The 20,344-nt window shown below is 54.0% G+C and carries 15 protein-coding genes; 8 read left to right on the top strand and 7 right to left on the bottom strand.

Annotation, left to right across the window (positions count from 1 at the left end; all coding sequences use genetic code 11):
* Positions 1 to 78: 78 nt before the first annotated feature.
* Positions 79 to 1,299 (bottom strand): cofactor-independent phosphoglycerate mutase, encoded by a 1,221-nt coding sequence (locus Poly59_RS19800; protein WP_146535822.1) that lies wholly within the window; start codon positions 1,297 to 1,299, stop codon positions 79 to 81.
* Positions 1,300 to 1,615: 316 nt separating this feature from the next.
* Here Poly59_RS19800 and Poly59_RS19795 point away from each other — a divergent pair, with 316 nt between their 5' ends.
* The 6 genes from Poly59_RS19795 to Poly59_RS19770 all read left to right on the top strand — a co-directional run bounded on the left by Poly59_RS19795 (position 1,616) and on the right by Poly59_RS19770 (position 7,948).
* Entirely contained in the window at positions 1,616 to 1,996 is a 381-nt protein-coding gene (locus tag Poly59_RS19795; RefSeq protein ID WP_146535821.1) for a hypothetical protein, read from the top strand.
* Complete coding sequence (locus tag Poly59_RS19790; RefSeq protein WP_146535820.1) at positions 1,993 to 3,162, top strand: acyltransferase family protein; 1,170 nt, start codon at positions 1,993 to 1,995, stop codon at positions 3,160 to 3,162. Before Poly59_RS19795 ends, Poly59_RS19790 begins: the two co-directional genes overlap by 4 nt.
* Before the next feature lie 156 nt (positions 3,163 to 3,318).
* On the top strand, positions 3,319 to 3,534 hold the full coding sequence (locus tag Poly59_RS19785) for a hypothetical protein (protein ID WP_146535819.1): 216 nt from the start codon (positions 3,319 to 3,321) through the stop codon (positions 3,532 to 3,534).
* Positions 3,535 to 3,654: 120 nt separating this feature from the next.
* Positions 3,655 to 5,163, top strand: a complete 1,509-nt coding sequence (locus tag Poly59_RS19780; protein ID WP_146535818.1) for a sulfatase family protein — start codon at positions 3,655 to 3,657, stop codon at positions 5,161 to 5,163.
* Entirely contained in the window at positions 5,160 to 6,599 is a 1,440-nt protein-coding gene (locus Poly59_RS19775) for a sulfatase (RefSeq protein WP_146535817.1), read from the top strand. The genes Poly59_RS19780 and Poly59_RS19775 overlap by 4 nt, the downstream gene beginning before the upstream one ends.
* A 74-nt stretch (positions 6,600 to 6,673) precedes the next feature.
* A complete protein-coding gene (locus tag Poly59_RS19770) occupies positions 6,674 to 7,948 on the top strand; it encodes a polysaccharide pyruvyl transferase family protein (protein WP_146535816.1) in 1,275 nt (424 codons plus the stop codon).
* Between the two features lie 56 nt (positions 7,949 to 8,004).
* Here Poly59_RS19770 and Poly59_RS19765 read toward each other — a convergent pair whose 3' ends face one another.
* The 6 genes from Poly59_RS19765 to Poly59_RS19740 form a co-directional block, all read right to left on the bottom strand.
* Positions 8,005 to 9,141, bottom strand: coding sequence for an alpha/beta hydrolase fold domain-containing protein (locus Poly59_RS19765; protein WP_146535815.1), 1,137 nt, complete (start codon positions 9,139 to 9,141; stop codon positions 8,005 to 8,007).
* Positions 9,142 to 9,161: 20 nt separating this feature from the next.
* Entirely contained in the window at positions 9,162 to 10,061 is a 900-nt protein-coding gene (locus tag Poly59_RS19760; RefSeq protein ID WP_146535814.1) for an alpha/beta hydrolase, read from the bottom strand.
* A gap of 13 nt (positions 10,062 to 10,074) precedes the next feature.
* Complete coding sequence (locus Poly59_RS19755) at positions 10,075 to 11,100, bottom strand: DUF1593 domain-containing protein (protein WP_146535813.1); 1,026 nt, start codon at positions 11,098 to 11,100, stop codon at positions 10,075 to 10,077.
* Positions 11,101 to 11,413: 313 nt separating this feature from the next.
* Positions 11,414 to 12,844 (bottom strand): serine hydrolase domain-containing protein, encoded by a 1,431-nt coding sequence (locus Poly59_RS19750; protein ID WP_186776398.1) that lies wholly within the window; start codon positions 12,842 to 12,844, stop codon positions 11,414 to 11,416.
* 54 nt (positions 12,845 to 12,898) lie between these two features.
* The gene (locus Poly59_RS29700) at positions 12,899 to 14,605 is read right to left on the bottom strand and encodes a DUF4886 domain-containing protein (RefSeq protein ID WP_186776397.1); all 1,707 of its coding nucleotides are present in this window, start codon (positions 14,603 to 14,605) and stop codon (positions 12,899 to 12,901) included.
* 139 nt (positions 14,606 to 14,744) lie between these two features.
* On the bottom strand, positions 14,745 to 16,466 hold the full coding sequence (locus Poly59_RS19740; RefSeq protein ID WP_246151780.1) for an FG-GAP repeat domain-containing protein: 1,722 nt from the start codon (positions 16,464 to 16,466) through the stop codon (positions 14,745 to 14,747).
* Between the two features lie 495 nt (positions 16,467 to 16,961).
* Here Poly59_RS19740 and Poly59_RS19735 point away from each other — a divergent pair, with 495 nt between their 5' ends.
* Positions 16,962 to 18,356, top strand: a complete 1,395-nt coding sequence (locus Poly59_RS19735; RefSeq protein ID WP_146535810.1) for a DUF1501 domain-containing protein — start codon at positions 16,962 to 16,964, stop codon at positions 18,354 to 18,356.
* A gap of 17 nt (positions 18,357 to 18,373) precedes the next feature.
* Positions 18,374 to 20,293, top strand: coding sequence for a DUF1549 and DUF1553 domain-containing protein (locus tag Poly59_RS19730; RefSeq protein WP_246151779.1), 1,920 nt, complete (start codon positions 18,374 to 18,376; stop codon positions 20,291 to 20,293).
* Positions 20,294 to 20,344: the final 51 nt, after the last annotated feature.

The raw sequence follows: 20,344 nt of genomic DNA, 5'->3' as shown, positions 1-20,344 counted from the left end.
CGGTGCTTGGTAACAAGTGTTGAGGTAGCAATGACAGTGGAGAAAAGGGCGCGGCAGCACGCCGAGTGAATCAAGCGATCAGTCTTGAACGAACGCTTGCATCAGATCCCATCCCTTGGCGAACGTTCGGCCTGATGCTTCGGCAGCGACTTCGTCATAGGTGGTTTGACCGTCCGGCTTGATGCCTGTTCCGGCCATCACCAACGGCACCATTCCATGCGAGTGTTTTTTCGTACGACAGAAAGTTGGGTGATCCGGCAAAACCAAAATCCGGTGTTCGCCATGCTTGGCCAGCGCGTCGGCGAGCGGACCAACAATGTGATGATCAATCTGCTGAAGAGCCTCGATCTTTGCGTCGGCGCGGCCTTCGTGCGATGCTTCGTCGGGTGCTTCGACGTGCACGCATACGAGGTCGTATTTTTCCAACGCCTCGATCGCAGCACGCCCCTTGGCGGCGTAGTCGGTGTCCAGGTAACCGGTTGCACCTTCGACTTCGATACGCGGCCATCCAACAAGCGCCCCGATCCCGCGCAGCAAATCGACTGCCGTGATCATCACCCCTTGGATCCCAAACCGTTCTTTGACCGACGGTAAACTCGGCGCACCGCCAAGCCCCCACAACCACAAGTTGGTCGCCGGACGCTTGCCCTCGGCAACTCGTTTCTTGTTAACCGGATGATCGGCAAACAGCTCGAACGAATCACTCATCAACCGGACTAGTAAATCGCTGCCTGGGCCACGCGGAAAATCATCAGCGACGCTTGTGTCGGTCAAATCGTGTGGCGCACGGCTGCGGGTGTCACGTGCAAACGGAGCCGTCTCGCCGGCTACTCCGCGATAGATCAACAGATTGCGATAGCTGACGCCGGGAACAAATTCCAACCGAGCGTCAACGCCAGTGCCAGACAACAGTTTCTCCTGCGCCGACTTCAGCAACTCGGTTGCCTCGCCCGTCGAAATGTGATCCGCCGTAAAGTCGACCATGATTTGATCTTCGACTGTGACCAGATTACAGCGGATCGCCCAGTCGTCTGGCCCCAGCGTGATGCCCTGGGCGGCAGCTTCGAGCGGTGCTCGACCGGTGAAATAGACGTCGGGGTCGTAGCCCAGCAAGCAAAGGTTCGCGACTTCGCTGCCAGCTGGCAAATGGCTTGGCGTATTGTTGGCCAATGCCTGACACCCACGCGAGGCAATCGCGTCCATGGCCGGTAATTTAGCAGCCTGCAGCGGTGTTTTTCCGCCAAGCGACTCCATTGGCTCGTCGGCACATCCATCAGGGATCACGATTACGTACTTCAAGGCGTGACTCCGCCAGAGCGTCGAGAAACAAAACACAACCGAAAGGACGCAAAAGCCCGTTCGCTCGGGTAGTTTCCTTCACCACTCGATTGGACGAAAGGGGGGCCAAAACGAGGAATCGGCCCAACCGTAGCGTTAAGCACGAACCCGAACTTTGACACCCACCTATCCCCTAACGCCGGCACGACCCGGCTAAGCCACCAAGTCCCCGCCATGGTGTGACGAAATCGCACGTCCCCGCCGATGGGGAGCGACGAGGAGCGGCATCGCGACCTACGGTTGTGAAAGTGCCTAATCCTTACGACCGAGTCCGTCGATGCGTGTTTTGCTCCCTCTACTAGTCTTCTGTGCCGTCGGCGGTGGTATCGCCTATAAGTTCTCGGGCGTGGTTCAGTTTGATGAATCCGCCACCAATTCGGTCGCAACCTCTGCTGACCCGTACGCACCAGAAACGTCATCTTCGCTGGGATCTTTGTCTTTGGGATCGTGGATGCGAAAAACGATGGAGCCCTCGGACGAACCCGCTCGCCCCGAATACAGCGGCAAAGCATTCGCCAAACCAAGCTGCTGCAGAGCTAGCGTAAAGAGCGCCCCGTCGCCCAACGGCCTGCAAGACTTTTTCTTCAAAACCAAAGAATCGGCTGAACCCACCGTGGTTCAAGCCAACCCGTTCATGACCGAGACCGATTCGCAATGACCGCTCCCGATCCGAATTGTTGCGAACCCAATCGCCACGAACCGAATCCGAACGACTCGACTTCCACCGATTCAACCCCCACCGGCACGGCCTCAATCCTGAAGCCTCACCGACGGATCGTCGAACTCGATTCGCTACGCGCGCTCGCCGCAATCAACTTGGTGCTGTTTCACTTCACGCTGGTGTACACCAACAAGTACGGATATTCGTCGCCGCTGGGTTTCCAGTGGCCATTCGGTGCCTACGGTGTCGAGATGTTTTTCATTCTCAGCGGATTCGTCAACAGCATGTCGCTGATGCGGCGTGGCAAGCCCGTGGACTTTGTCGCCGCACGCTTGATCCGGATCGTTCCTGTGTTCTTGTTGGTGATCATCGCCAATCTATGGATCCTGCCGCTCGCTCCGATGAATCAATCAGTAACGACCAGTCAATTCCTGGCCAACATGACCCTGCTGCCACGAGTGCTTGGCTACGAATGCGTTGATCCCGTCATGTGGACTCTGCAAATCGAAATGATGTTCTACGTCACGCTGGTGACACTGTTCTTGATCGGCGGACTACGACGCTACTTCATCGGCTGGGGCAGCCTGCTGGCGATGTCGATCACCGTCTGCCCTTTGATGGACGCACTCGAATCCACCTACGGCAGCCAACCTTGGTTCGCCGTCGCAACAGGCCTTCGCCGAATGATGCTGCTGGACTTTGCGCCGCTGTTCGCGATCGGGTTCCTGCTTTACATGATCAAGACCAAGACCGGCAAACGCTGGCAAAACATCCTAGGCATCACAGTAGCCGCCGCCGTGTTCCATTCGATCGATCACGGAAAACACAACCCGGCCGCAACGGCACTGATCATCAGCCTGGTAACCCTTTGCGCCTACGGCAAAGTACCGCCACTGAGACTAAAACCACTGGTCTACATCAGTACGATTTCATACGCGTTGTACCTTTGTCACAACAACCTGGGGTGCGCACTGATCCGTCGTTTTGATGAGGCCGGATTGCCACCGGTGGCCTGCTTTGCCATCGCGATCGCATTCTCGTTCTCAATGGCGATCATCATCACGCACCGCATCGAACAACCGATCACCAACGGTCTAAAAAAGATGTGGACACATTACCGCACTCGGTCGCATTACGAGCCAACCGTCCCAGCATCGGCCTAGCGTCGCTATCTCGACTTAGAACCCCGCAGCAAAACTCGTCAACATTTCCCGCAGTTTTGACAGTTTCGGCCTTCCCCGGTCACCGCCAAGATTTTGCGGCTTTCGCTTTGAGACTCTTATCGTAATTTGAGCCGCATTCGCGGCGCAAGCAGGCGCGTGAAGCGAATCCCCTATGCTGAACTGGTGCCGGCGGCCTGGAACGCAACGGATGAAATTGACGGATTCGCTTCAATGGTCCAGCAACGGTTCAGGCAAAAGTCAAAAACGCGAGGATTCGCAGGTGCGGTGATTTGGGAACGATTGCAGGACACGCCGCAACCTAAACGGTCTTCGCTAAAAGCCATCTGCGATGCAGCAGAATCCCATCAGTAACAGCACACCGTCGTACCACCACATTCGAAACGGCCACTAAACGCTAGTAAACTACTTATAAAATCCGTGTCGACGGATCGACGATCCATTTCCTTCTTTGCATCTAGACGATTGGTTGCTATGTGGCCGACATTTAAATGGTTTGGCGTGATCACCTTGTTTTTTTGGGGCGACGCCTGCGCTAGCGACGGGCCTCGACCGAATGTCGTCATTATCCTGACCGACGATCAAGCTGCTTGGACGGTTGGAACAGCCGTGCAACGCGGATGGTTCGATGATGTTCCCGCGGCGCAAACTCCCAACATGGATCGGCTCGCAGCGGAGGGAGCGATGTTCCGAAACTTCTTTTGCACGACGCCGGTTTGCAGTCCTGCCCGAGCGACGTTCATGACGGGTCGCTATGCAAGTGAATTCGGAATCACGGACTTCATTCCGCAGCCGGGCCACAAGTTGTACGACACGGAAAACGAAGTCGCGATGGATCCCAATAACAGCGTTACGTTCGCCGAGGTTCTGCAACAAAACGGCTACGCAACTGGACTGATTGGAAAGTGGCATTTAGGTGACTGGACGGCGAAGGGCAACGAACGTTTTCATCCGACCCATCACGGATTCGATTACTTCATGGGCCTGACCGGCGGCGGCACGACACCAAGCAACCCAGAACTGGAGGAAGAAGGCAAAGTTCGCAAGTTCACTGGATTGACGGTCGACATACTGACTGACCGCGGTTTGAAATTCATTCAACGATCGAAGGACAAACCGTTCCTGCTGTGCCTGAACACTCGAGCGCCGCATGGACCGTGGTTGCCTGTCGATCCGGAGGACTGGAAACCCTACGACGGACAGGATGTAAAAATCCCCAATCCCGATTACCCAGACCTAAATATCGCGAATATGAAGAAGCAGATGCGTGAGTATCTGGCCAGCACTACCAGTGTCGATCGAAATATCGGACGGGTGATCGGGCTGCTCGATGAACTGCATCTCGACGACCACACGATCGTGATCCTAACGTCGGATCACGGATACAACCTGGGACACAACGGAATCTGGCACAAAGGCAACGGCATCTGGGCTACTCACCAACCGCCGAAAGAAACACACCGTGGAACACGTGTGATCTCGCCGAAGTATCGTCCTAATCTTGACGACCATTCTTTGCGAGTTCCAATGATCGTTCGTTGGCCAGGCGTGGTCAAAGCGGGAACGGAAATCGATGCTACAGCGACGGCGCTGGATGTCTTTCCAACCATCATCGGCATGGCGGGCCTTGCACTTCCGAAGACACATTCGCAAAAACCGCGTGAAAGCTCACCATGGCGAGGTCGCAGCTTGCTGCCGTTGCTAATGGGAACGACTCCGCCCGACTGGAACCAAGATCTTTACGCTCAGTACCACATGATCAACTACGCCGATGCAGACATGCGTTGCTATCGAACACTCCAGTTCAAACTAGTCGTTGATTCTGGCAACGCGGGACGAAACGAGTTCTTCGATTTGATGGAAGATCCCGGCGAGACTCGCAACTTGATCGCCGACGAACGTCCCCGGATCCAGTCGGCAATCAAAGAACTTACTCAGCGACTCGAATCTGCGCGAGACGCAATTGAACAGGGAACACCATGAAATCGATTCTTGTGTTAGTTGCTATGGTGCTTGCCTGCGACACCGTGATCGTCGCGGGCGATGATCCCAAACGACCGAACATGGTGTTCATTTTGGCGGACGATTTGGCTTGGTCAGACCTTGGTTGCTATGGACATCCGTGGCACAACACGCCGCACCTGAATCGACTTGCCGAACAAGGCACCAAGTTCAACAACGCCTATGCGGCCGCTCCGATTTGCTCTGCGTCACGAGCAAGTCTGTTGACGGGAAAGACCACCGCTAGGCTTGGGTTTGAGTTCGTGACCAAGAATGAACCTGGACACCAAATGCTTGACGCCGAAACTCCGCTGCGAGCACCGCCCCTAACGCTAAACCTTCCGCTCGAAGAGACGACGATTCCTGAAACGCTACAGCAGGCTGGCTACGAAACGGCGTTCTTTGGCAAGTGGCATTTGAACGCTCACCACCAGCATTACTTGGGCTGGAGCCCTACACACGGACCGCGGCAACAGGGATTCGAGTTTGCGGTCGAGGACTTCGGCGGCCATCCGTATTCGTGGGGCAAGCAACAACCAGAATCGATCACCAAGCATGGCCAGTTCCCCGCCGACTCAATGATTGACCGGACGACCGAGTACTTGCGGCGCCAGCATGACCGACCATTCTTTGCGATGGTTTCGCAGTTCTACGTGCACACACCAGTAAAAACACGGTGTCGTTGGCTGGTCGAGAAGTACGAGCGACTGATCCCAGACGACTCTCCGCAACGCCAGAGTCGTTTGCAGTACGCGGCGTTTGTTGAGACGCTTGACCATTACGTTGGGCAACTTTTGTCGGCGATAGACGAATCAGGGATGACAGACGATACGCTGATTGTTTTCACCAGCGACAACGGCGGGCATCCGGAATTCACTGCCAACGGGCCGCTGCGCGGGTCGAAATGGAATCTCTACGAAGGTGGCATTCGCGTGCCGATGCTCGTTCGCTGGCCAGGACGAATCGCCGCCGATGGCGATTGCGACGAACCGGTCGTTGGCTATGACCTGCACGCAACCTTCGCTAGCGCTGGCGGTGCATCGCCGCCAACAATGACGGACGGCCTGAACCTGATGCCGCTGTGGACCGAGCAAGAAACACTACCTGAGCGACCATTGATTTGGCATTTTCCGTATTACCATCCGGAAAGAGGGTTCGCGAAAGCGTCAGACGCGATCGGAGTGAACGATTTCGTCACCAGCCGAACGCGACCGCATTCCGCGATGCGAATGGGACCGTACAAGTTGGTGAAGTTTTACGAAAACAAGACCGCCGAATTTTACAACCTCGACGACGATCCAGCTGAGCAGAGAAATCTCATCGACGAGCAAACGGACATCGCTTCGCTACTGTCGCGGCAACTTGACCAACAACTTTCGTCGATGAAAGCACGGATGCCCGCACTGCGCGCACCCTGAACTTGCCCTATCCATGCAAAACTCGCCTCCTCAACTTAAAACATTGACCTGACTTGAAAGTGAATGCCAATCAAATGCGCCGAAGAACTTTTATCCACCAGTCTGGACTTGCATCGCTTGGCTTCGCGTTCAGCTCCGCGTTTGCCGCGGAATCGAATCCTACTCCGCGAATTTTGCTGAGGTCTTCGTGGCAGACCGTCAACATTGGCGACATCGCCCACACACCCGGCGTGCTTGGTCTTTTGCGGACTTACTTACCGCAAGCTGAGATCACTTTGTGGCCGTCGAATGTTGAAAACGGCGTCGAAGAGTTACTTCGTAAAGAGTTCCCCACACTAAAAATTGCGAAGCCGCGAAGCGAGGCCTTAGAACGTGCGTTTGAGGAATGCGATTTTCTGCTGCACGGCAGCGGAGCGTCGATTGTTGCCGAGCGGGACTTGATTCGCTGGCAGAACGAAACCGGCAAGCCATATGGAATCTATGGCATCACCTTTCCAAGAATCCAGTCTTCCTCGACGAGTGCTCGCACAAAAGAAGCGATGGCCCGATCGATCGAAGTGTTGAGTCAGGCGAAATTCGTGTTTTTCAGAGACAACAAGTCGTTGGAGCTGGCAAAGTCACTTGGCGCCAAGTCGCCGGTCATGGAGTTCGGGCCGGACGGCGCGTTCGCGTGTGATTTGCGGGATGCGAATAAAGCAGACGCATTCCTCGCAGCAAACGGACTCGAATCAGGAAAGTTTCTGTGCTGCATTCCGCGATTACGGTACACCCCTTACTGGACGATCAAGAAAGGCGTTGCGTTTGACGAAGTCAAACATGCTCGAAACGAAGAAATGAAAGAGCACGATCACGCTCCTTTGCGTGCCGCCATCGAGGAGGTTGTGAAGCAGACGGACTTGAAAGTCTTGATTTGCCCGGAAGACCGCACGCAAATGGCCGTGGGCAAAGAGATGCTTTACGACAAACTGCCGACGAACGTGCTCAAACGTGTGGTGTGGCGTCCCGATTACTGGATGACGGGCGAAGCGATCAGTGTCTTCATTCGCAGCGCTGGCTTGTTCGGCAATGAAATGCACTCGCCCATCATGTGCATCGGACATGGTGTTCCCGCAATCGTTTGCCGCTTTGCTGAACAAACCAGCAAGGGTTATATGTGGGACGACATTGGGCTGAGCGACTGGCTGTTCGATCACGATTCCCCAGCCGACCAACAGCGGATCGCGGCAACTGTACTGAAACTGGTCACCGATCCCCAGGAAGCGAAGAGAAAGGCAGCGGCGGCAAAGGCGATGGTCCAGCGCAGACAAGCGGAAACCATGCAAACGCTTCGCGAACAATTCAAAGCTTAACACGGTGCGTTCCGACGAGAATACTCGTGTTCCGCACAATCCCAGATGCCCAAGGTCTAATCGTCGGTTTCCAAACGGGTTTTGAAAACCGTGGTCAGGAAATCGATCTGCATCGACCGGATCTCGGGTTGGGTGAATTGCGGTCCGCCGTGCCCGGCTCCCTCGATGAGATGCAGCTTGCTACTAACACCAGCAACCTTTAGAGCCTCGTGAATGGCTTCGCTTTGGTTGGCCGGCACGGTTTTGTCGGCCGTTCCATGAATGATCAGAAATGGTGGATCGGCTTTATCGATGTAAGTGATCGGGTTCACGCGTTTGACGCCTTCGGTGTTGCTTGCTACTTCACCGCCACCAAGCAATTTTGATTCTGGCGATCCCGCGCGATTGTGACTTTCGAACCCCTTTGTCGTCACGAACGCTTTGAAGTCGGTCGGGCCATACAAATTCACAACGGCCTGGACGGCGCTCGACCGATCTGCCCACCCGCCGCTTCCTTCGAACTCTTTGACCCCGGCGGAAGTGCCCATCAGTGCAACCAAGTGCCCACCCGCCGAACTGCCGCCAACGGCGATTCGATTGGGATCGATGTTGTACTTCTCAGCATGGGCACGCAAGTAACGTATCGCGCATTTGCAGTCTTCGATCTGTGCAGGAAAAGCAGCTTCGCCGGTCAAACGGTATTCAATCGTGGCTCCGACAAATCCTTCGCGCACCAGCGGGACAACCTGACCAACGCCACCGTCTTTCGTGCCGCCCTGCCATCCGCCACCGTGGATCCAAACATATGCGGGTGCTGGCCCCGGCGATGAGGCAGACGCTGACAACTTTGGCAACACGATGTGCATCGTCAAGTCTCGTCCGCCACCAGTCCCAAACACGACGTCTCGCAGAACGTTGACGTCTTCGGGTGCATTGCCACCGTTTCGTCCAGGAATTCGTTCACCGTTTGGACGTGCTGGTTGTCCCGCGAAATCTTCGCTGGTCAACACGTTATCCTTGTTGCGGTCAAACCGCTCAAACAGGCGAGGCGCGGCTTTGAATTCCTCCTTCGTGACCTTTCCATCTTTGTTTGCATCTTCACGCCGCAAAACCTCTTCGAACGAAATGCGGGGACGAGCTTCCCGTTCCTGAGCGGTCGCAAGCGAGAAGAAAGCTACGAATGCGAAACTAATCACGGCACATCTGATTGTCATGGTTCTAATCCGTGCACAACTTAGTTTTGGTGAAATGATTCTGAAACAAAGCTTAGCACGCTGGGTAAAGCCGAACGCCAGTAGCTCCATCGGTGCTCGCCATCGCGGACACGATATTCGTGAGCAAAATTTCGTTTTCGCATCGCAATGTGAACCAGCGAATTGCCTTCGTACAAGAAATCATCGTCTCCGCAATCGATGTACCAACGGACGCTCTTGACGTCGTCTTCTGGCATGCTCTCCATCAGTTGCACGGCGCTATGTCGTTTGAAATACGCTTCAATCTCATCGTCCGGGACTGGTTCCGATTCGACATCCTGCTCGTTCCGGCTCGGACGATTATATCGCCGCTTCGCATCTTCGACGTTCAACGGCCCGACGCTGGCACTCAGCGGGCATGCCGACGAAAACAACTCGGGGTGGTGCAAGGCATACATAAACGAACCGCCACCGCCCATCGAAAGTCCACCTACTGCCCTATAGCGTTTGTCGGACTTCACGCGGTACGTCTTCTCGATGTGCGGCATGAACTCGTTGAAGAAAAAATCTTCATAATTCCAGCCGCCGCGGATGTCGTTGAAGTAACCTCGCTGGCCCGTATTCGCATCCGGCATGACGATTACCATCGGCGTCGCTGTTCCATCGGCGATGGCTTTGTCCGCGATGTGCTGAACCTCACCAAACTGCACCCAACCGGTTTGATCATCTCCGGAACCATGAAGAAGATACAAAACTGGGTAGCTGCGCTGCGACGTTTGGTAACCGGGCGGCAGATAGACGGCGTAATTTCGTTCACCCGAGAGGATCTCGCTTGGCAAAGTTCGAGCGTCATAAACGACGCTGCGATCCGTCACCTGCGCGCAAGCATGACTTGACGAAAGCACTGCGTAAACAATTAGGATGGTCAGTATCGATTTCATTTTTTATCCTTTGTTACTTGTTAATGCACCACGACATGCGAAGCGCGAAGTCGTTCTGAAACTCCAACCGCCATCTGCTGACGGTCTCTCGGTGATCCATTGTCGACTGATCATCGCGATACCAACCATCAGACGCTTGAAAGAACTGCCCGCCCCATCCAGGTTTTGACGGATTGGTGGGGTTGTTGTGCCCATTCGGAAGAAAGAAGAACCACGATGGCGTATCGCCCTCTTTCATACAGCCATGCGGATTTGGGCTCGTCCACGTTTTTGTTGGATACAGTGCACCCAACGGGCCGGTTGATCGCACATTCGTGTCGATCCATTCGCGAGAAGTCAACGATTCGTCGCCGGTCAGGTACATGCCACGAAACGAAGCGTTACGTTTGTCACTTCCTTTTTTTGCCTTACTCAGGATGTAGTACATGTCCGGAAACTCGGCTTGCATCCAATCTGCGATACCGTCTTGATCGGCGATGTCATAGACTCGAAAACGCTTGACGAAATCAGCCAAACCATCCACGCCACGGTCCTCTCGTACTCGCCAAAGTGCCTGAGCAAGGTCGGTCTGACCGCCCCAGATCGCTATGTTCAAGGGGTGATTTACAGAACCCGCATCAACACGCTCGATCAACAACGTAGAGCCGCTTGTGTCGTGTTCTTCGCCGACATACTCAAGCCCACGTTGCGGATTTCCGGACTGAATGACCTCTAAAAGAGTTTCCGTTTCGGGCCACCCTTTTGAGTGCCGAGCAAGATTTTCGCGAACCTTTCCGTAGGCTGATACTATTTCGCGGATCAAATCCGTTCTTGTTGTAGCTACCTTCAACTCACCGGGAGTCCCTGACGCGGAAGCGACGAGACCTTCGATCTGAAGCTCGTTGCAGTAGACCATTAGACGAACGAGCGACTGCTGGTCGTCGGGGTCACCACCGATATCCGTCAGCACGAACAAACGCGGGCGTTCATCGGCAGCAGCAGCCTCGGTTACGGAGCAGACAAGCAGCATCGCGACCAATAGGAAACACAATCTAAACATTTTTACTCCGGAAGTCGAACAAGAAAATCAAACCGTTGGTCGCATCCGTGCTGGTCGCACGTAATCTCGCTCGACCAATCTCCCTCGTTGCTGGTTTCGGACGCAAGATCGACTCCTACGTAGCAAACTTGATTACGCAGATACTTTGCAAGAGCTTCGCCTGCGAGAATCAACAGAGCTACCCTAACACGTCTCGGCAATTGTTGCTCGGTGGAATGTTGGCGCGGATCATGACGGAAGTTACGAACCGGAATGGTTACCTGCTACGATTCACTTTCAGTCGAGCCAATGCGATACCGAATGATCACGATTGCTACTCTGGCCAATCTTTTACGCCGTTCGCCATTTTATGAAGCAGCCGATCGATCTCGCTACTAACACTTGCCTCTAATGGGCTGACTCGTGTGTTCAAGAGTGCGATAAAGTTCTTGCCATCATGCCGGCGAATCATGACAGATGCGGTGCCATTGAGCGAACCGCTGTGCCAATGATTAATTTTGTCACCATCAACAACTCGATTGCTCCACCCCAGAGAATAGTAGCGCGCCTTCTGCTTGCCGTCGGTATCGTGCCCTGCCAAACCTGGCGGACGACTATACATCTTTTCGATACTGTTGCGACTAAGAATTGGACAAGCATCAGGATCGTCGAAGGCTGCAGCGAACTTCGCTAGATCAGTCGCTGAGGCGATCCAACCGCCGTGCGAATCCATTGCCTCTAGATTCCAAGCCCCATAGGGCCAGGGCACCCTACCACCCAAGTCTTCCGAGAAAACGGATCGACCGGTACCAGGGTGATAGTAGCGAACTTCTCGATCGGCTCTGCCACTCAGACGAGTCGCACCAATTCGCATGGTGCCAATACCGACCGGTTCAAGGACATTCTTCTTGACGTAATTTTCGTAAGTCATGCCACTGATCTTTTCGACGACTCGCCCCAGCAAACAGTATCCGAAGTTTGAGTAGGCGTGCCGATGACCAGGTTCAAAATCGAGTTCTTGTTGCAGCATCGCCTTGATAACCGCCGACTGATCAGCTGGTGGTGGAAGTCCCACTTGTTCAGCGAAGCGAACAGACTGAAACATGGCGTCGAACGATTTGTCACGATCCCAACCGCCGCGATGTTCTAGCAAATGCCGAATCGAAATTCCACGACACCGCTGATCGAACGCGTCACCTGCGGCGATGATGTCGACTTCGTAGTCCAAGATCGCGAACACACAGTCATCTAGACTCAACTTCCCTTTCTCGATGAGCTGTAAAATCGCGACTGCCGTGATCGGCTTCGAGATACTTGCGATACGAAACAAGCTATCTGGGTTCACCTGCTCTCCATTGGAAACATCGGCGTATCCATATCCGCGAGCAAAGACGACCTTTCCTCGGTTCGTGACCGCGATGGACGCACCGGGGATGCGATGTTCCTTCATAAATTCGCGCATCGAACGATCATAGACAGCGAACCGTTCGTCTTTCGGTCCTGACGAAACGTTGTAAGCCGCCTCGCCGGATCCAAAGACACTTTCACTAAGATCAGGATCAGGACGAGTCCCAGTGGACGTGTCGTTATCCAAAACGATCGGATCATTGACTACGCCCTGCGTTTCATTTTCCGAATGGACATCCCCCAGTGCCGTCGTTCCGTGTTGAACCAAGGGGTGATCCGCAAAGGCGGCTCCAAAGAAAGAGCCTGCAACAAGAGCACAGGCAACACCAAACGTCTTGATTCGAGTGATTGGACACATTTGCTTCACGCAGTTCCTGAGACATAGCTTTGAAAACACCCATAGATCGACCATTTACTTGCTCACGGCACGCTTGTTCACAGCACGCGTACTCGCGACCGCATCGTGAGCGACGCCGCGAAGAAACAACGCATCAGATTGATTGACTCCGTCGGGTACGTATCGAATATCGCGGGCGTCGTTGCCGGTGAGGGTTTCGTACCACACAAGCCCCGCAAGGTAACAACCACTCGCGTTGGCGTGCTTGAAATCTAACCAAAGCGATCGCTTGTCATTTTGAGAACGCCAGTGCCAACCGACGACAAGCGAATGCTGTTGATCCGGAAGATTCGGATAGACAGGATTCAAGTAGTCAAAACTCGGATCCGGAACCACAACCTCGCGGCCATCTGCCGAGCGAGCTATTTGAAACGCCAAACCAACCGGCATGATTTTTGCGCCGAACTGTTCTGCGACTTCCGCATATGCTTCGGAAAGCCCCTCGTGCATTTGATCCTGTGTGATGTCCCAGCCTTTCAGTAGAGGAGAGTCCGCGCGATACGCCCAGGTCTGGTGCATCACAATTTCAGCATTTGACGCATGTTTACCAATCAAAGCGACTAATTCATCAATGTAAGGATGATAGGTCTCGCTTTGATGGCTTAACGCGCTCATTTGCTGCAATGTGACGAAATCCCAGGGCTGCGCGACCAAGTACTCCTGCAGACTCAGTCTCGTTTCGTCCGATTCCGATGAGTAGGAGTAAGGTCGGCTTTTAGAATCAGAAGCAAATTGCTTTGCCAACGTCGCATGCCGCTCAAGCGTGCAACCACCAAGATTCGCCGTCCCAATCACAAGTTCAATACCGCCATCTGACGCGATCTGCTTTAGGTACTTGCAAGCATTGCCGGCAAAGCTGTTTCCGATCGACAGCACGCGGATGATTCGCGCCGATTGATCCGCATGATGCGATTTGACAGTCAATCGCTGGGCAAGAAAGGCGATCATAGTGTCGCCGGACGACTCGTAGTATTTGCCAAAATTGTGATTGGTGTCTTCTAGGGTGACCGTCTGATGCGAAATGCCAAGCAGTTGCAGTATTTTTGCCAACGGAGTAAATCCGTCCGGTCGATCGCCGTCTCCGTTAACGGTCAGAAGAGCGAACGCGTTTTGCTTGAGTGAATCTGCGTTTTCCATCGCCGCTGGCAATAACGGGCTGTCTTCGCCATTGCCTTGCCGCGACAGAGCTCCGCCCCAACTGCCAGCAGCACAAAACAGATCGGGATGCTGGATCGCCAGCGCAACCGCCCCCGATCCGCCCATCGAGAATCCAACGATCGCCCGCGCGGATGGCGTGCAGTTGGTCGGATAGTCGGCGTCGATCGATGGAATCAATTCGTCGACAACCATACGCTCCACATTGCCGCGATATCCACTCATGCCGCCGTTCGGAAATACACAAATCGCTGGCGGAAACTTGTTCCTCCCAATCGCATCGGCAAGGCGTGATGCGAACCCACCTGAGTCCGACGCCTCCGATCCGCCCGCTCCGTGCAAAAAGTAGACAACTGGATATCGCGTTACCTCCGCTTCGTTGAAGCCGGGCGGTGTCCAGACAACGTAACCAACGTCATGCCCCAGAGACTTGCTGGCCAGGACTTTGTGCTCAAGTCCCTTCACGCTGGGAATATCAGCGTTAACCCATTTGACTTCACGATCTCGCTGCGCCAAAGCGTTTGGCGTTATTAGAAATGCTGTCAGTATCAGGAAGAGCGTTCGCATGTGTCGTCATTTCCTATGCATTCGAGTCTGTTGTAATTCAGTTCGTGTTGGTCCATCGCGTGAACATTTGACCGAGCACTTCCAATTCAAGATTGCGAAAACGAACTCGCAACTTTGGCAATTCGCCAAGATCAACCTTTTACGGTGCAACCGAAGGAACAAGAATGGAACCAGCGACAAACTTTCCATTTGCCGTTCTGATTCGCAGGTAGTCGAGCGCAAATAGGTAAGCCTTCGCGGCTTTCGGATTTGCGCCGACGATTTGGACACGCAGCGTGTGTTTATTGCCGTCGACCGACTGTTTCGGAAACGAAAGCAGGCCGGTGGTGACGACGCCTGTTTCGTACAGGTCAATCGGATCGCCTAGCGAATGGTCATCCAAAGACAATTGAACGATGCCATAGTCACTCGCGCACGTCAGCACGATCTCCAAGTCAACCACGCCGGTGAATGGTGGCAATTCCAGATCCAGCGTGTCACCGGGCTTCGCACCTGTCCACCATAGCTGCGAATTGCCGCTCCACTTGTCAGCACTAAATCTTGACATGTCCTGTGCTTTCACGCTCCCACCGCTCGCATGACACTTCAGTACTTCGCCTTCAATCCCGCCTTCGACAAGGCCCATCTTAGGATCAGTCTTCGACTTTGGTCCTCGCTTAGCATTTGCATTTTCCACACTCGGAAGCTTTGGGCCGGAATATACCTTTGGCTCAGCGGCATCCCACGCTTCCTTTGTGACTGACTGCTTTGTGTGAGCCAGAACGTGAGCCCCCTTCATTCCGCCGACGACAATATCGGGCAATCCATCAGCGTTCACATCGCCGATCGAAATCTGCCTCCCAATACCTGCTTCACTATCGACTTTGTATGGAATCCAATCGACGCCGTCGTCGCGTCGGACCAGTTTGAACCAATAAACAACGGCTCCCGCGTTCCACATCGGGCTCTGCCGATGATGCGACCAGTAGGTCTTGCCTGTGACAATGTCCTTTAACCCATCGCCGTCGATATCAGCCAATGCAACCGAATGCGGTTCACTGAACAGCACGCCGTATTTGTTCTCGGACGGATGGGCCCCCATGATCTGATGCTGCTCGAACTCGATTCCATCTTCACCTAGCACTTGTTCGTACCACGACAACCCAAAATCATGTGCACGATCGCTAGTGATGACATCGTTATCTCCATCGCCATCCACATCGTAGGCATGCATTTCTGCACCGCCGTAACCGGACGACAGTTTTGCTGGTTGATGCCTCCATCGCGAAGTGTCAGCTTCTTTTTTGGGTTGTTCGTACCATCCGCCAGAATGGATAATGTCTTGTCGACCGTCGCCATTGATGTCACCGATCCCGAGCCCATGACCAAACTTCGTTGCGGTCACCTGTTCAGAAATCGGATGGAAATCCCAAGTGCCCAGCGGTTCATTTGGATCCATGGTCACGAAGCCGAAGAACCCATCGCGAGTACAAACAAGCTCGGGTTTATCGTCGCCGAAAATGTTGACCAACTGAGGAGATTCATTCGACACCCAATCGAAAACCTGATGCTTCTTCCAGTGGGTACTCCATCCGTCCTGCTTCGGATTCTCGTAGACATAGGCTGGCGTGCCAGGAAAGCCGACAACCAACACGTCGTTCCATCCGTCGCCGCTGAAGTCATGAATCCACGAAAAGAAGTTGTCCGCATAACGGTCCATGTTTTGGGGAACCGGCTTGTAAATCTCGTGCTTCGCATCGTACTTGGGTCCAGCAAACCAATATGGTCCATAAACCACGTCCACCTCACCATCACCATTGACGTCACCGGCACTAGCACCTTCCGAGAAATACGTTCCCGTCAGTTGCGTTCGCTCAAACAAATGGACAGTCAACTCATTTGCGTGCGCGTATCTGACTGACACAATGCAAAACGACACCAAGAGAAATCGAGTGAATCGCATATTGAAAACCTTGCAATTTGCCGTTAGGTGGGACGTTGCTCGACGATGGCTGCGGGCTATTGAGTGAAACAACCACGACATCCAACGGGGGATTTGGGCGTGAAATCGTCGAGACGCAGCTTGCCTCTAGGTGTACCAGCCTAGCGAGACGTCATTCCACAAACAATCGAAAACAATTAAAGCAAGTGGCGAGGTCACTTTGCCTGTCCCCATGCTGATATGATTACCCAGCGCACTTTCAGTCACTTCCCTCGTTCACACTCGAGCCGGCGACGTTGATTCAGGAGGTGCCCATATCGAAATGGAATCGCATTTGAGATCCGGCATGAATCGCGAGATTCTATCCCGCGATGAAAATGAAGATAGCTTCGGTTTCGATGAACTAAAGTACGATCGCACTTGCGTAGACCAGCAATGAATCAAATCGAATTGCAGTCCCGTCGAAACTTTCTTGCAAACGCGGGTGGCGGCATGGGGATGCTCGCTTACGCCTCGCTGGCTCAGGCTGAATCGAGTTCGAGTGTCATTCAGCCTCATTTCACGCCGCGTGCTAAGCGAGTGATTTGGCTATTCATGCATGGCGGCCCCAGTCATGTTGATCTGTTCGATCCCAAGCCAATGCTGACGAAGTACAGCGGCAAGTCACTGCCGGCAAGTTTTGGCGATGTCATGACGCGGCGGGACGTGAAGAAGAATCCGTTACTGGCGCCAATCCGACGCTTCCACCCGCGTGGACAATCAGGACTAGAAATCAGCGACTTTCTTCCGCACATTGCGCAGCACGCGGACGATCTATGTGTGATTCGTTCCATGCACGGCGACAGCGTGAATCATCCGCAGTCGGTGTATCAGATGAATACAGGCAGCACCTTGATGGGCTGTCCGAGTGTTGGAAGTTGGGTCGCTTATGGGCTGGGTTCTGAAAACCAAAACATGCCGGCGTTTGTAGTTCTTCCCGACCCCGGTGGCGGTTTGAAGGGTGGCCCGCCCGCTTGGGGAAACGGGTATCTTCCGGCTTCATATCAAGGCGTCACCATGCGACCGGGAGCTTCGCCGATCCTTGATTTGCAGCCACAACCCGGCGTGAGTGCCGGGCAGCAGCAGCGAGACTTGGCACTGATCGACAAACTAAATCGGCGGCACAGAGAGCAACGAGATTCGGACGATCGCTTGACCGCACGCGTCAAGGCTTACGAACTTGCGTTTCGCATGCAAACGGAAGCACCGGAGCTTGTCAGTATCCAGAACGAAACCGCGTACACAAGGAAGATGTATGGCATCGACAGAAAAGAAACGCGAGAGTTCGGTGAGCGGTGTTTGCTGGCTCGCCGCATGATTGAAAGCGGTGTTCGGTTCGTGCAATTGTATTCCGGCGATACGAATGGATGGGACGCACACGCGGACGTCGAGAAGAATCACACCGAACACTGCCAGCGCACTGACAAACCGGTCGCTGGGCTACTGCAAGATCTCAAACAACGCGGTCTGCTGGACGATACCTTGGTGATCTGGGGCGGCGAGTTCGGGCGAATGCCGATGAGCGAACAGGGAAAAGGTCGCGATCACAACCCATGGGGCTACAGCGTCTGGCTCGCTGGTGCTGGCATTCGCGGTGGACGAGCCCACGGCGCGACCGACGAGTTCGGGCTTCGAGCGGTCTCCGATAAAGTATCGGTCAACAATTTCCATGCCACGCTGCTACATCTGCTGGGAATCGATCACGATGACCTGACGTATTTTCACAACGGGCTGCACAAGCGATTGACCGGCCCCGACGAAGCTGAATCCATCGAAGGACTGATCAGTTGATGCAAGTGCGACGCCCAATGAAAACGACCATTTTTGGCGGCCGAACTGCCGCAAAAATCTTGATGGCGCACGTGGTGTCGTATGCAATCGCTTTCGCTGCAACGGCGCACCTGCGAGCGGAAGATTATCCAACCGAGTACGTGGAAGTGCCGATCGACACGTACGATCGTGATCACTGGGCGTTTCAGCCAATCGAAAAAACTGATGTGCCGTCGCCAAATGAATCTGGATGGCGAAGGAATCCGATCGACGATTTCATCCAGCACGAATTAAATCAACGCAATCTGCACCCACAGCCTGAGGCGTCACGCCGAACACTGATTCGGCGATTGAGCTTTGATCTGACGGGGTTACCGCCGACTTCCGATCAAATTGCTGAATTCGAATTGGACGCGAACGTGGATGCTTACGACCGTTTGGTCAATCGGTTACTTGAGTCTCCACGACACGGTGAACGTTGGGCACAGCACTGGCTAGACCTTGCACGATTTGCCGAGACGGATGGGTTCGAGCACGACAAACTTCGGCCTGAAGCGTGGCAATATCGAGATTGGGTGATCGCGTCCCTGAACGAGGACATGCCATACGACGAATTCATTCGGCGTCAAATAGCCGGCGATGAGATCTATCCGAACGACAAATCAGCATTGGCGGCAACACGGTTTTGCTTGTCAGGACCGGACATGCCCGACATCAACTTGATAAAAGAGCGCCGTCACACGGTGTTGAACGAATTGACATCGACCGTTGGTGAGGTCTTTCTAGGATTGCAAGTTGGTTGCGCGCAATGCCACGACCACAAGTACGATTCAATCAGCCAAGCAGACTTCTATCGCTTGCGAGCCATCTTTGAACCCGCAGTGAAGCTGCAAAAAAACCACTCGCTTTCGATGCTTCAGGAATCGTTTCCTTACGAGCAGCCAAGCCACTTAATGCTGCGGGGCGACTTCCGCAGTCCCGGTCCGAAAATGGACCCCGGCGTGATCCGTGTCGTGTCGTCCAAACGAAATGCATTCGCGCCAAAGCGATCGGACCAAACCGCTGGACTTCGCACAGCTTTAGCAAACTGGCTGGTCGCCGCAGAAAATCCGTTGACCGCGCGTGTCATGGTCAACCGGGTATGGCAGCACCATTTCGGTGTCGGGCTGACAGATACGCCCAGCGATTTTGGTGTTATGGGGTCTGAACCCAGCCATCCCGAGTTGCTGGACTGGCTCGCGTTAAACTTCATTCAACAAGGCTGGAGCCTAAAGTCGCTGCATCGATTGATCGTGACCTCAGCAACCTATCGTCAACGAAGCCGTCTCGCCGACGATGCAACTAATTCAGAACGAATCGCGTGGGCATCCACATTAGAAGAGGACCCGCGAGCGGAATTTCTTTCGCGTTACCCTCGCTGGCGATTAGAAGGCGAAGCAATTCGTGACGCCATCCTGGTCGCTTCCGGTCAAATCAATCTGAAAGCCGGTGGCCCCGGTGTGCGTCCACCGCTGCCAAAAGAACTGGTAGGGACTCTCCTAAAAAATCAGTGGGACGTGACGAAAGACAGTTCCGAGCACGGTCGCCGTAGTGTTTACGTTTTCGCACGTCGAAATCTGCGATACCCGATTTTTGAAGTTTTCGACCGTCCCAACGCCAATGCGAGTTGCTCAAGTCGTGGCAACTCGACAACAGCACCTCAGTCTCTGCATTTACTGAATTCGCAGTTTTCACTTCAGATGGCACAGCTGATGGCCAATTCGATACTGAACGCGCATCGAACAGCGGATTCACAAATCGAACATGCCTTCGTTCGCTGTCTCGGACGAACGCCTTCGCCCCAAGAGCGAAGTGAGGTAATCGCATTCTTCCAAGCAAGCGAGACAACCGACGTGGATCAACTATCCCACCTTTGCCTGTCGCTTTTCAACTGCAACGAATTCGTGATTGTAGACTGAGAATCAGTTGGCCACGCGTCACCAAAGGCTCGCCTTAAACACTTTGTTAGA

Origin of the sequence: Rubripirellula reticaptiva, assembly GCF_007860175.1 — a bacterium.
Lineage (GTDB): Bacteria > Planctomycetota > Planctomycetia > Pirellulales > Pirellulaceae > Rubripirellula > Rubripirellula reticaptiva.
This window is presented reverse-complemented; position numbering and strand designations above follow the sequence as displayed.

What these genes read in the sequence shown, in the direction of transcription:
- Poly59_RS19775 (WP_146535817.1), top strand. Translation starts at nt 5,160, where the DNA reads ATGAAATCGATTCTTGTGTTAGTTGCTATGGTGCTTGCCTGCGACACC.
- Poly59_RS19780 (WP_146535818.1), top strand. Translation starts at nt 3,655, where the DNA reads ATGTGGCCGACATTTAAATGGTTTGGCGTGATCACCTTGTTTTTTTGG.
- Poly59_RS19750 (WP_186776398.1), bottom strand. Translation starts at nt 12,844, where the DNA reads ATGTGTCCAATCACTCGAATCAAGACGTTTGGTGTTGCCTGTGCTCTT.
- Poly59_RS19760 (WP_146535814.1), bottom strand. Translation starts at nt 10,061, where the DNA reads ATGAAATCGATACTGACCATCCTAATTGTTTACGCAGTGCTTTCGTCA.
- Poly59_RS19730 (WP_246151779.1), top strand. Translation starts at nt 18,374, where the DNA reads ATGAAAACGACCATTTTTGGCGGCCGAACTGCCGCAAAAATCTTGATG.
- Poly59_RS19765 (WP_146535815.1), bottom strand. Translation starts at nt 9,141, where the DNA reads ATGACAATCAGATGTGCCGTGATTAGTTTCGCATTCGTAGCTTTCTTC.
- Poly59_RS19795 (WP_146535821.1), top strand. Translation starts at nt 1,616, where the DNA reads ATGCGTGTTTTGCTCCCTCTACTAGTCTTCTGTGCCGTCGGCGGTGGT.
- Poly59_RS19790 (WP_146535820.1), top strand. Translation starts at nt 1,993, where the DNA reads ATGACCGCTCCCGATCCGAATTGTTGCGAACCCAATCGCCACGAACCG.
- Poly59_RS19755 (WP_146535813.1), bottom strand. Translation starts at nt 11,100, where the DNA reads ATGTTTAGATTGTGTTTCCTATTGGTCGCGATGCTGCTTGTCTGCTCC.
- Poly59_RS19770 (WP_146535816.1), top strand. Translation starts at nt 6,674, where the DNA reads ATGCGCCGAAGAACTTTTATCCACCAGTCTGGACTTGCATCGCTTGGC.
- Poly59_RS19735 (WP_146535810.1), top strand. Translation starts at nt 16,962, where the DNA reads ATGAATCAAATCGAATTGCAGTCCCGTCGAAACTTTCTTGCAAACGCG.
- Poly59_RS29700 (WP_186776397.1), bottom strand. Translation starts at nt 14,605, where the DNA reads ATGCGAACGCTCTTCCTGATACTGACAGCATTTCTAATAACGCCAAAC.